Genomic DNA, 11,983 nt, shown 5'->3' with positions numbered 1-11,983 from the left:
GCGGCCCACCACGTGGAGTAAGCAAGTACCAAGTTACTTACCCCTGGGAGGGGCCATGGAGTACGACTACGTGATCGTCGGGGCGGGGTCGGCCGGATGCGTGCTGGCCAACAGGCTGTCGGCCGATCCAGGGGTGTCCGTGGCGCTGGTGGAGGCGGGCGGCCAGGACGACAAGCTGGAGATCCGGATGCCCGCCGGGTTCGCCAAGCTGTTCAAGACCGACGCCGACTGGGACTACACGACCGCCAAGCAGGCCGAGATGGGGGACAGGGAGCTCTACTGGCCGCGCGGCAAGGTGATCGGCGGCTCGTCCTCGCTCAACGCCCAGATGTGGGTGCGCGGCTGCCAGCGCGACTACGACCAGTGGGACGTGCCCGGCTGGTCCTACGACGAGGTCCTGCCGTACTTCAACAAGGCCGAGCGCCGGGTCGGCAGCAACCGAGGCGACGTGTACGGCTCCACCGGGCCGCTGTACATCTCCGAGCTGCGCAGCCCCAACGTCACCACCGCCGCCTTCCTCAGGGCCTGCGAGGAGATGGGCATGCAACGGCTGGCCGAGCTCAACGGCCGGTCCAACGAGGGCTTCAGCCCCACGCCCGTCACCCAGCGGCGCGGCCGCCGGTGGAGCGCCGCCGACGCCTACCTGCGGCCCGCGCTGAAGCGGCCCAACCTGACGGTGATCACCGGCGCGACCGTCGACCGGGTGCTGTTCGACGGCCGGCGCGCCACGGGCGTCGAACACGACGGAGGTGCCAAGGTCAGGGCCAGGCGCGAGGTCATCCTGTCGGCGGGCGCGATCGGCTCGCCGTACCTGCTGCTGCGTTCGGGCGTGGGCTCGGCCGAGGAGCTGCGCGAGGCGAGCGTCCCGGTCGTGCACGAGCTGCCGGCGGTCGGCCGCAACCTGCAGGACCATCTCACCAGCGGGGTGCTCGTGCGGTGCAAGCAGCCGGTGACGCTGACCAAGGCCGAGTCGCTGGGCAACCTGCTGCGCTACGTCGTGGCGCGTTCCGGCATGCTCACCACGAACGTCGGCGAGGCGGTCGCGTTCATCAGGACCTCACCGGAGGAGCCGGCGCCGGACATCGAGCTGGTCTTCGCGCCGGGACCGTTCATCGACCACGGGCTCACGCCGCCCACCGACCACGGGATGACCGTGGGCGTCGTGCTGCTGCAGCCGGAGAGCCGCGGCCGGGTCGGGCTGAGCGGGCGCGACGTGGTGATCGACCCCGGCTACCTGACCGAGGAGGCCGACGTCCGGCGGCTGGTCGCCGGGCTGAAGACGGCCAAGCAGGTCTTCGCCACGGACGCGATGAAGCCCTTCGCCGACGGTCCGCTGCCGCCCTACACGTTCCCCGAGAGCGACGAGGAGTTCGTGCAGTGGATCCGCGACAGAGGGGAGACGCTCTACCACCCGGTCGGCACCTGCCGGATGGGCGCCGACGCCGAGTCGGTCGTCGACCCCTCGCTGAGGGTGCGCGGCGTCGAGGGGCTCCGGGTCGTGGACGTGTCGATCATGCCGACGGTCAACCGCGGCCACACCCACGCGCCGGCCGTCATGATCGGTGAGAAGGCGGCGGATCTCATCCTGCCGGAGCAGGCCTTGACGTAAGTGAACACTTGCGTGAAGGTCGTGGAGTATGACGCTCTCCTTGGACACGGACCTGTCGCAGATCCCGTTCTGGGCGTTGCCCCAGGCTGAGCGGATGGCCGCCTTCCGGCGGCTGCGCGCGCTCGACAGGCCCGTGTTCGTGCCCGAGCAGCAGGTGCCGTTCATCGGGGGCGGCCCCGGCTACTACGCGCTGGTGCGCCACGCGGACGTGACCGAGGCCAGCCGCAACGCCGCCGTCTTCAGCAGTGAGCCCTGCTCCAACAGCATCCCCGACATGCCCCGCTGGCTGGCCGTGTACTTCGGCTCGATGATCAACATGGACGACCCGAGGCACGCGCGGCTGCGCCGGATCGTCTCCCGGGCGTTCACCCCGCGCATCCTGTCCAAGATGGAGGAGGACCTGGCCAGGGCCGCCGCCGAGATCGTGGACCAGGCGATCGAGGAAGGGCCCGGGGACTTCGTCCCCCAAATCGCCGCGAAGCTTCCCGTACGTGTCATCTGCGACATGATGGGGATTCCGGCGAAATTTCATGACATGGTGTTACGCCGGACCAACGTGATCCTCGGCAACGCCGACCCCGAGTACACCGGCCTGTCCCCCGACTTCAGCCGGGTCAACGTGGCCCGCGGCCTGGTCAAGCTGCTGCACGCCGGCTTCTCGCTGAACCGCCTGGCCGCCCGCCTGGGCGACGAGCGGCGCGAACGCCCCACGGGCGACCTGGTGAGCCTGCTGGTCAACGGCGAGGAACGGCTCACCTCGCAGGAGCTGGGCTCGTTCTTCATCCTCCTCGTGGTGGCCGGCAGCGAGACGACCCGCAACGCGATCGCGTACGGGCTCAAGCTCCTCACCGACCACCCGGACCAGCGCGAGCTGCTGCTGGCGGACTTCGACGGCCGCATCGGCAAGGCCTGCGACGAGATCGTCCGCTACGCCACCCCGGTGATCCAGTTCCGCCGCACCCTCACCCGCGACCACGAGATGAACGGCGTGAACTACCGGAAGGGCGACAAGGTGCTGCTCTTCTACAACTCCGCCAACCGCGACGAATCAGTTTTCGCCGACCCCGACGCGTTCGACATCACCCGCGACCCCAACCCGCATGTCGGCTTCGGCGGCCCCGGTCCGCACTACTGCCTGGGCGCCCACCTCGCGCGCAGGGAGATGACCGTGATGTTCCGCGAGCTGTTCACCCGGCTGCCGGACATCAGAGCCACCGCGGAGCCCGACTTCCTGCTGTCCAACTTCATCAACGGCATCAAACACCTGCGCTACACCTACTGACCGAATGCTAGGTTTCGCAGTCATGGAGATCAGAACTATCCACGCCAATGGGGTGGAGTTCGCGTATCTGGCCGTCGGGGAAGGACCGCTGGCGCTGTGCCTGCACGGCTTCCCCGACACCGCGCACACCTGGCGGCACCTGATGCCCGCCCTGGCCGAGCGCGGCTACCGGGCGGTGGCGCCGTTCATGCGCGGCTACGCCCCCACCGAGGTGCCCGCCGACGGCGCCTACGAGGGAGCGGCGCTCGCCGCCGACGTCGCCGCTCTGCGCGAGGCGCTCGGCGGGGACGAGCGGGCCGTCGTCATCGGCCACGACTGGGGCGCGTTCCCCGTCTACGCCACGGCCGGCCGCTTCCGCCGGGCCGTCGCCATGGCGGTGCCTCCCTCGGGCACGCTGTTCCCCGCGTTCCTGGAGTACGACCAGCTCAAGCGGTCGTTCTACGTCTTCCTCTTCCAGACCGGCCTGGCCGAGACCGCCGTCGCGATGCCGGGCTTCCTGGAGAAGCTCTGGGCCGACTGGTCGCCCGGCTACGACGCCGGCCGGGACGTGGAGTTCGTCCGGCGCAGCATCGGCGAACCCGCCAACCTGGCGGCGGCCCTCGGCTACTACCGTGCCGAGCTGGGCACGACGCCGCCGTCCGGCCGCTACCCGGAGCCCTCTCCGACCCCCACCGGGCCGGTCCTCTACCTGCACGGCGCCCAGGACGGCTGCCTCGGGCCCGAGGTGGCCAAGGGCGCCTTCGACCACCTGCCCGAGGGGTCGAGGGCCGAGCTGGTCGCCGAGGCGGGCCACTTCCTCCACCTCGAACGCCCCGACGAGGTCAACCGCCTCATCCTCGACTGGCTCGGCCCCGCCCCCTCCTGAACGTCAGCGGTCTCGCCGGCGCCGGGGACGGGGGCGTTTCCTGAGCACCGCGATCACCGGGTGGCGCCCCGCCAGGCTCACCTCCAGCGTCCGCTCCACCTCGAAGCCGGGCGGCACACCGGTCGCGCCCGGCGCGCCCTCGTGCAGGAGCGCGACCGCGACCCCGTCGCCCGCCAGCACGCGCCACAGCTCCCGCCAGAGCAGCCCGGCGTCGCGTGCCAGCGCCCCCGACGGCGCCACCTGCCGCCCCCAGGGCGGGTTCACCAGCACCCGCTCCACACCGCCGTCCGGCACCGGCAGCCGACCGGCGTCCCCCAGCGCCCACCCGAAGGCGCTCCGCCCGGACGATGCCCGGGCGGCGTTGGCGGCGGCCGTGCGCAGCGCGAGTGGGTCGCGGTCGACGCCGAGCAGGCACGCGCCCGGGGCGAGCGCGTGCGCCTCGATGAGCGTGGTGCCCGCGCCGCAGCACGGGTCCAGCACCGTGCCGGCTCCGCCGATCCCGGCCAGCCGCGCCATCGCGGCGGCCATCGGCGGGTGCAGGGTCCCGGCGACCGTGCCCAGTTTGTACGGCCTGCGGTGCAGCGGCCGGTCGGCCACCCGCAGCGCGATGACCGCCTGGTCGTCCTCGACCGTGACCCGCCAGGCCAGCGACCCGCCGGGCGGCACCCCGCCGTCGCGGCGCGGGTGATAGGGCAGCCCGAGCGGCCGGGCGAGCGCCGCGCCGACGCTGTCCTCGAGGTCGAAACGGGTGTAGTTGCGGCGTCCGACGAAGGAGGCCGACACCTCCACGCCCGTCAGGGGAGACGGGCCGCCCTGCTCCCGTGCCTCTCCGTCCGCCCGGCGAGCGGCCCCGGTGATGCGCCGTCTGAGCCGCAACAGGCCCGGGGCGTCGATCTCGCGGGCCGCCCTGCCGAGGCGCTCCAGGGCGCTCCGGTCGCGCCCGACGCCGTCAACAACAGCCGCCACCAGCAGCACGTCGTCGGCCGTCCGCAGGCCCAGGAGCCCGGGCCCCGGCTCCGCCGTCTCGAACCACACCTCACGGTGGCGCGTCGCGCGCACCCGTCCCAGCCCGCTGATCTCCGCGGCCACCAGGGGCTCGATGCCACGCACCGCCCTGGCCACGGCATATGTACGCACGTGTCCTTCTCCCACGTCGCGACCCGGGGCGGCGGTCGGCCGTCCCGCATCGCCGGCGGTGGGTCGTCCACGGACCCGCCGGCGGATCGCTAACGCAGGTGGAAGAAGAAGAACACGCCACCACCCTAAAGCTTTGGGATCTTGGGCGCGACAGATTTTCCGAGAGATGGACGTACGGTGTACGTCGAAAGCATTGACGTGAGTGTCGTCGCTTTGAATGATTGCCTCATGAGCGTGGACTTCGACCTCTCCGACCAACGATTCTGGGCTCGGCCCATGTCCGAGAGGGAGGAGGCGTTCGACCGGCTACGCGCGCTTGAGACGCCGGCCTTCTTCGAGGAGATGGAGATCGGCCTCATTCCGAAGGGGCCCGGATACTACGCGTTGGCCAAGCACGCCGACGTCGTCGAAGCCAGCCGCAACGCCGAGGTCTTCTGCTCGGGCGACGGGGGAGCGACGAACATCCCCGACATGCCCGCCGAGTTCGCCGAGTACTTCGGCTCCATGATCAACATGGACGACCCCCGTCACGCCCGCCTCCGCCGGATCGTCTCCCGGGCCTTCACGCCCAAGATGATCAAGCAGTTCGAGGCCGACGTGGAGACCGCCGCGTCGGGCATCGTCGACGACCTGCTGGACAAGGGCCCCGGCGGCGACTTCGTGACCGACGTGGCCGCGCGGCTCCCGCTGAAGATCATCTGCGACATGATGGGCATCGCCGAGCAGGACTACCGGTTCGTCTTCGACCGCTCCAACATCATCCTGGGCGGGTTCGACCCCGAATACGCCGGCGACGACGTCAGCAAGATCGCCGAGCGGCTGCTCACGGCGGGCATGGAACTCCAGCAACTGGTGCATGACCTGGCCGCCCACCGCGCCGAGAACCCCACGAACGACCTGACGTCGTCCCTGGTCAACGCCAACATCGACGGCGAGCGGCTGACCATGCAGGAGCTGGGGTCGTTCTTCATCCTGCTGGTGGTGGCGGGCAACGAGACCACCCGCAACGCGATCTCGTACGGACTCCGGCTGCTCACCCAGAACCCCGACCAGCGGGCGCTGTGGCTGGAGGACATCGACGGCCGCGCGCCCGGCGCGGTCGAGGAGATCGTCCGGCTCGCCTCGCCGGTCAACTTCATGCGCCGCAAGGTGACCAGGGACCACGAGATGAACGGTCACCTCTACCGCAAGGGCGAGAAGGTCGTCCTCTACTACTGGGCGGCCAACCGCGACCCCGAAGTGTTCGACTCGCCGTACGCCTTCGACATCACCCGCAGCCCCAACCCGCACGTGGGCTTCGGCGGGCCCGGGCCGCACTTCTGCCTCGGGGCGCACCTGGCCCGGCGCGAGATCACGCTCATGTTCCGCGAGCTGCTGCGCCGCGTCCCGCAGATCGAGGGCGGCAAGCCCGACCGGCTCCACAGCAGCTTCATCAACGGCATCAAGCACATGGAGTGCACCTTCTAGCGCGACGGCTAGCGCGACGGCTAGCGCGGCGGCCACCGCGCGGCCGGGCTACGACTGCGCGGTGACCTTCAACTGCTTGACCACGGTGTTGATGTCGGGCAGCAACTGCTTGCCGGTGGACGGCACCGACATGTACACGATCGCCGGCAGGTCGTTGCCGCTGTTGACGGCGATGGTGACGATCGTCGCCTTCTGCGTGTCCGACGTCAGCGAGTAGGCGATCAGGCGGCCGGTGGCGTCGCCCACCTTGATCGGCTGCTGAGCGATCTTGCGGACCTGGTTGCCGGGCGGGAAGAACCGCTTACGGGCGTTCACCACGACCGCCTTGATCACCGGTTCGAGATCGTCGCCGGAGGTGTAGGCCGACGCCATCCGCTGCGGCAGCGGGCCCGTGAGCAGCTCGGCCTGGGTGTCGCCGACCCTGGCGTGCTGGCGGGTCTCGAAGCCGTACGTGGCCTGGACCGTGGCGCGCTGGTCGAGCTGCCAGGTGCCGCCGAGCCGCGGCACCGAGACGCCCGCCGTGGGGCTCTGCACGACGCCGACGACCGGGGCGGCGGTGCCGGCGTAGGTGCGCAGGCGGCCGATCGAGTTGGACGTCTTCTTGGGGGCGGTGGCGCTGGCCGACGCGCTCGGCTGGGCCACCGGGTCGTCCGCGCCGTCACCCGCCAGGGGGCCCGCCAGGAACGCCCAGAGCAGGGCGCCGACGAGGGCCACCCCCACCGATCCGGCCAGAGCGTAGATCCAGATGGGCTTGCCCGTGTCGTCCAGCGAATCCGGCTCGTCCATGGACTGGTAGTCGTCGCCGAAGACGGTGTCCCAGAGCTGCTGCTGGCGCTCCGGCGGAGGGGTGCGCGAGCCGCTGATCTGGCCGGCCGTCACGAACGGCCGGTCGGGGTCGGAGGGGTCGCGGCTCAGGTTGGCGCCCGGCCTGCCGTGCCGCGCCTGCTGCTCGCCGCCCGGCCGCTCGCCCGCGGGCTGCGGCGGTCCCTGCGGCATCGCCCGCTCGTCCAGCGGCGTCCCCCCGCCGTAGGGGGCCTGCTGCGCGGCGCGTCCGTCGAAGGCGGATTGCTGCATGGTGCGCTCGTCGAAGGCGGGCTGTTGCATGGTGCGCTCGTCGAACGGCGCAGCGCCGACCTGCCCGCCCTGCGGCGCCCGGGTCTCCGGTCCGGAGGGTGCGGCCTGGCGGGCCTGGTCGGCCTGCGGCCAGGGAGCGGGGGAGCTGAGGTTGGCCCAGCCGGTCGCGGCGGGAGGCGCCTCCTGCCAGGCGGGGACCGGATCCTGCCGGCTCGGCTCCGGCCGGGCCGGCTGCTGCGACGGCGCCGTCGCGTCCGGCCAGGACGGCTGCTCGTAGCGCTGGCTGTCGGGCCAGGACGGCTGGGACGGGGAGGTGGCGTCGGGCCAGGACGGCTGCTGTGCCGGTGCGGCGCCCGGTCGCTGGGCCGGTTGTCCGGGCCGGGTGGCGTCGGGCCACGACGGTTGCCGCGGGGGCGGCGTGGCGTCCGGCCAGGACGGCTGTGACGGCGGAGCGGTGTCGGGCCAGGAGGGCTGGCGGGAGGCGTCGGCTCGCTGCGCCGGGGAGGTGGCGTCGGGCCAGGACATGGGGACGTCCGCGTGGCCGCCGGCCGGCCACGAGGGGGGCACGTCGCGCTGAGGAGCCTCCTGCGGCGGCACTTCGGGCCAGGACTGTGGCAGGTGTGGTGCTCCGGAATTCTCCGTTGCCATTGCTGCCATACCTCCTGGTGGTGTTATGTCCGCATTTGACGCATCGGGCGTGATCTCATGGGATTTTCCAGGAGACCCAGCGAGTTCCGCAGGGAAACGGGCGAAGCCGTGCGGATCGGTGGGCGGGTCCTGCATCGGCAGGCCGTCCATCGATCGTTCGGGCTCAGCTGGGTACACCACGGCGACGAGAGTATTCTAAAGGGACATATGAGGTCACAACGGATACATCACCATCAGGTCTCACCAGACCTGAAGTGCCCATTGTGCCCGGCTACCACGGTCGAGTATCGGCATTCCATTGAAGAGGTGCGCTAGGCTTGACCTATGCGTTCCGCGACCCTGCTTCTTAGCGGGCCGCGACGGCTCTGAGAGAGCTCGCCGTCGCGGCTGCCCCTCGTCACGCGCGCGAGGGGTTTTCTTATGGGTCCGAAGTCAAACCAGAAGGACAACCGCCGTGAGTGAGTACGATCCGCAGGCGCTGCAGGCCAAGTGGCAGCAGCGGTGGGAGCAGCTGGACCCGTTCCGGGCGAGCGAGGACGCCGCCGACACCCGGGAGCGGCGCTACATGCTCGACATGTTCTCCTACCCCTCCGGTGACCTTCACATGGGCCACGGCGAGGTGTTCGCGATCGGTGACGTCTTCGCGCGTTACTGGTTCCAGAAGGGCTACAACGTCCTGCACCCGATCGGCTGGGACTCCTTCGGCCTGCCGGCCGAGAACGCCGCGATCAAGCGTAACGCGCACCCGGCCGAGTGGACCTACGCCAACATCGAGACCCAGGCCAACTCCTTCAGGCGCTACGCGATCTCCTTCGACTGGTCGCGGCGCCTGCACACCAGCGACCCCGACTACTACCGCTGGAACCAGTGGCTGTTCCTGCGCTTCTTCGAGCGCGGCCTGGCCTACCGCAAGGGCGGCCTGGTCAACTGGTGCCCCAACGACCAGACCGTGCTGGCCAACGAGCAGGTGGTGGCCGGCAAGTGCGAGCGCTGCGGCGCCGACGTCATCCGCCGCGAGCTGACGCAGTGGTACTTCAAGATCACTGACTACGCCGAGCGACTGCTGGACGACATGGCCCAGCTGGAGGGCGGCTGGCCCGAGCGCGTGCTGACCATGCAGCGCAACTGGATCGGCCGCTCCGAGGGCGCCGACGTGCTGTTCGAGATCGAGGGCCGCGAGGAGCCGGTCCACGTCTACACCACCCGGCCCGACACCCTGTTCGGCGCGACGTTCTTCGTGGTCGCCGTGGACGCGGCGCTGGCCGACGAGATCGTCACCGACGAGCACCGCGAGGCGTTCGAGGCCTACCGCGCCGAGGTCGCCAAGCTGAGCGACATCGAGCGGCTGTCCACCGACAAGGACAAGACCGGCGTCTTCCTGGGCCGCTACGCGATCAACCCGGTCAACGGCGAGCGCATCCCCGTCTGGGCGGCCGACTACGTGCTGTCCGACTACGGCCACGGCGCCATCATGGCCGTGCCCGCCCACGACCAGCGCGACCTCGACTTCGCGATGAAGTTCGGGCTGCCGGTGAAGGTCGTCGTGCACACCGGCCTGGCCGATCCGGGTGAGACCGGCGTGGCCACCCCCGGCGAGGGCAAACTGGTCAACTCCGGCCCGCTCGACGGCCTAACCAAGACCGAGGCCATCGCCAAGATCATCGACATTCTGGAGGTCGAGGGCCGGGGCACGGGCGCGGTCAACTTCCGGCTGCGCGACTGGCTGCTGTCCCGCCAGCGGTTCTGGGGCACGCCGATCCCGATCATCCACTGCGTCGACTGCGGCGAGGTGCCCGTCCCCGACGACCAGCTGCCCGTCACGCTGCCCGACCTGCGCGGCGAGGCGCTGGCCCCCAAGGGCGTCGCCCCGCTGGCCGGCGCCAGTGAGTGGGTCAACGTCGAGTGCCCCAAGTGCGGCGGTCCGGCCAGGCGCGACACCGACACGATGGACACCTTCGTCGACTCGTCGTGGTACTTCCTGCGTTACTGCTCGCCCGGCTACACCGACGGCCCGTTCGACGTCGAGCAGGTCCGCAAGTGGGGCCCCATCGACCAGTACGTCGGCGGCGTCGAGCACGCCGTGCTGCACCTGCTCTATTCGCGGTTCTTCACCAAGGTCCTGCACGACATGGGCATGCTCGACTTCACCGAGCCGTTCCTGCGGCTGCTCAACCAGGGCCAGGTGATCAACGGCGGCAAGGCGATGTCCAAGTCGCTGGGCAACGGCGTCGACCTGGGCCAGCAGATCGACGCCTACGGAGTCGACGCGGTCCGCCTGACCATGGTGTTCGCCGGGCCGCCCGAGGACGACATCGACTGGGCCGATGTGTCGCCGGCCGCGTCGCAGAAGTTCCTGGCCCGCGCCCTGCGGGTGATGGACGAGACGGCCGCCGACCCGGGCGTCGCCTTCGAGGGCGGCGACCTGGAGCTGCGCAAGGTCACCCACCGCACCATCGACGAGGTCACCAAGCTGATCGAGTCCCACCGCTTCAACGTGGCGGTGGCCCGGTTGATGGAGCTGACCTCGGCGGCCCGCAAGGCCATCGACTCGGGGCCGGGCGCCGCCGACCCCGCCGTGCGCGAGGCCGCGGAGACGCTGGCCGTCATGCTGTCGCTGGTGGCGCCCTACACCGCCGAGGAGGGCTGGGAGCGGCTGGGTCACCAGGGCTCGGTCGCGCTGGCGGGCTGGCCGGTCGCCGAGCCGGAGCTGCTCGTCCAGGACTCCGTGACCTGCGTCGTCCAGGTGGCCGGCAAGGTGCGCGAGCGCCTGGAGGTCTCGCCCGCCATCTCCGAGGACGACCTGCGGGCCCTCGCCCTGGGCTCGGAGAAGGTTCGGAGCTACCTGTCGGGCGAGCCGCGCAAGGTGATCGTGCGGGCGCCCAAGCTGGTCAACATCGTTCCCTGACGCCTCACAGGGCGCGCAGCGCCGGCAGCAGCTCCCTCTCGGCCCAGCCGAAGAAGGGCTGCTGCTGGTCGTGCCCGATCTGCACCAGGGCGACGTGCGAGTAGCCGGCGTCGACGTACTTCCTGACGGCCGCCACCACGGCGTCCACGTCGGCGCCGCACGGCACGCTCGCGGCGATGTCGTCGGGACGTACGTACTCGGCGTAGGCGGCGATGTTCACCGGTGCCGGCAGTTCGGCCATGACCTTCCATCCGGCCGCCGACCAGCGCCACAACCGGTGGGCGCGTTCCTTGGCGGCCTGCGCGTCGGTGTCGTACGACACGGCCAGCTGCCCGTACACCGGCTTGCCCACGCCTCCCGCCGCGGCGAACTGGTCGACCACGTCCGGCAGGACCTCGTTGATGATCAGCGCGTCGGCGAAGTCAGCCGCGATCGAGGCGGACGTCCGGCCGGAGGCGGCGACGCCGATCGGCACCGGGGCGTCCGGCAGGTCGTAGAGCTTGGCCGAGTCGATGTCGTAGAACTCACCCTGGTAGGTGACGTAGTCGCCGTCGAACAGCTCCCGGATGATCTCGATGGCCTCACGGAACATCCGGTGCCGGGTGTCGGCCGGTGGCCAGCCCTCGCCGATGACGTGTTCGTTGAGGTTCTCGCCGGAGCCCAGGCCGAGGGTGAAGCGGCCGTGGGTGAGCACGCCCATGGTGGCGGCCTTCTGCGCGACCACGGCCGGGTGATAACGCATCGTCGGGCAGGTCACGTACGTCATGAGGGGCAGATCCTCGGTCGCCTGGGCGGTCGCGCCCAGCACGGACCAGGCGTAGGGGGAGTGCCCCTGTTCCTCCACCCAGGGAAAGTAATGGTCGGAGATCACCGCGTAGTCGAAGCCGATCCGCTCAGCCGTGACCGCGTCGTCCACGAGCTGCCGGGCGGGCGTCTGCTCGCACATCAGGGTGTATCCGATTTGCACCATGCAGTGCTTTCTGCCCGGAATTGATG

The 11,983-nt window shown here is 70.6% G+C and carries 8 protein-coding genes; 5 read left to right on the top strand and 3 right to left on the bottom strand.

Translation table 11 applies throughout. The features are described 5' to 3' along the window. The first annotated feature begins 55 nt into the window (after window positions 1–55). The 3 genes from IEY82_RS28140 to IEY82_RS28130 are packed head-to-tail and all read left to right on the top strand — an operon-like array spanning window position 56 to window position 3,756. On the top strand, window positions 56–1,609 hold the full coding sequence (locus IEY82_RS28140; protein WP_189127254.1) for a GMC family oxidoreductase: 1,554 nt from the start codon (window positions 56–58) through the stop codon (window positions 1,607–1,609). Window positions 1,610–1,637: 28 nt separating this feature from the next. After that, the gene (locus IEY82_RS28135; RefSeq protein WP_189127253.1) at window positions 1,638–2,891 is read left to right on the top strand and encodes a cytochrome P450; all 1,254 of its coding nucleotides are present in this window, start codon (window positions 1,638–1,640) and stop codon (window positions 2,889–2,891) included. A gap of 22 nt (window positions 2,892–2,913) precedes the next feature. Then, on the top strand, window positions 2,914–3,756 hold the full coding sequence (locus IEY82_RS28130; RefSeq protein ID WP_189127252.1) for an alpha/beta fold hydrolase: 843 nt from the start codon (window positions 2,914–2,916) through the stop codon (window positions 3,754–3,756). A gap of 3 nt (window positions 3,757–3,759) precedes the next feature. On the opposite strand, the gene IEY82_RS28125 is transcribed toward IEY82_RS28130, so the two are convergent. Beyond that, window positions 3,760–4,893 (bottom strand): RNA methyltransferase, encoded by a 1,134-nt coding sequence (locus IEY82_RS28125; RefSeq protein WP_225263932.1) that lies wholly within the window; start codon window positions 4,891–4,893, stop codon window positions 3,760–3,762. Between the two features lie 276 nt (window positions 4,894–5,169). On the opposite strand from IEY82_RS28125, the gene IEY82_RS28120 reads away from it, so the two are divergent. Then, a complete protein-coding gene (locus IEY82_RS28120; RefSeq protein WP_372459754.1) occupies window positions 5,170–6,360 on the top strand; it encodes a cytochrome P450 in 1,191 nt (396 codons plus the stop codon). A 48-nt stretch (window positions 6,361–6,408) separates the two neighbouring features. Here IEY82_RS28120 and IEY82_RS28115 read toward each other — a convergent pair whose 3' ends face one another. After that, window positions 6,409–7,959, bottom strand: a complete 1,551-nt coding sequence (locus IEY82_RS28115; RefSeq protein WP_189127250.1) for a hypothetical protein — start codon at window positions 7,957–7,959, stop codon at window positions 6,409–6,411. 577 nt (window positions 7,960–8,536) lie between these two features. On the opposite strand from IEY82_RS28115, the gene leuS reads away from it, so the two are divergent. After that, window positions 8,537–10,987, top strand: coding sequence for a leucine--tRNA ligase (gene leuS / locus IEY82_RS28110; RefSeq protein ID WP_189127249.1), 2,451 nt, complete (start codon window positions 8,537–8,539; stop codon window positions 10,985–10,987). Between the two features lie 4 nt (window positions 10,988–10,991). On the opposite strand, the gene IEY82_RS28105 is transcribed toward leuS, so the two are convergent. Further along, on the bottom strand, window positions 10,992–11,957 hold the full coding sequence (locus IEY82_RS28105) for a TIGR03557 family F420-dependent LLM class oxidoreductase (RefSeq protein ID WP_189127248.1): 966 nt from the start codon (window positions 11,955–11,957) through the stop codon (window positions 10,992–10,994). Window positions 11,958–11,983 lie beyond the last annotated feature (26 nt).

The organism is Nonomuraea cavernae, from assembly GCF_014646355.1.
GTDB lineage: Bacteria > Actinomycetota > Actinomycetes > Streptosporangiales > Streptosporangiaceae > Nonomuraea > Nonomuraea cavernae.
Note: the sequence above shows the minus strand (reverse complement) of the source record. Positions and strands in the feature narration are given on the sequence as shown.

Coding starts and splice junctions, on each gene's coding strand:
- IEY82_RS28115 (WP_189127250.1), bottom strand. CDS start 7,959: ATGTCCTGGCCCGACGCCACCTCCCCGGCGCAGCGAGCCGACGCCTCC.
- IEY82_RS28140 (WP_189127254.1), top strand. CDS start 56: ATGGAGTACGACTACGTGATCGTCGGGGCGGGGTCGGCCGGATGCGTG.
- IEY82_RS28120 (WP_372459754.1), top strand. CDS start 5,170: ATGTCCGAGAGGGAGGAGGCGTTCGACCGGCTACGCGCGCTTGAGACG.
- IEY82_RS28105 (WP_189127248.1), bottom strand. CDS start 11,957: ATGGTGCAAATCGGATACACCCTGATGTGCGAGCAGACGCCCGCCCGG.
- IEY82_RS28135 (WP_189127253.1), top strand. CDS start 1,638: ATGACGCTCTCCTTGGACACGGACCTGTCGCAGATCCCGTTCTGGGCG.
- IEY82_RS28130 (WP_189127252.1), top strand. CDS start 2,914: ATGGAGATCAGAACTATCCACGCCAATGGGGTGGAGTTCGCGTATCTG.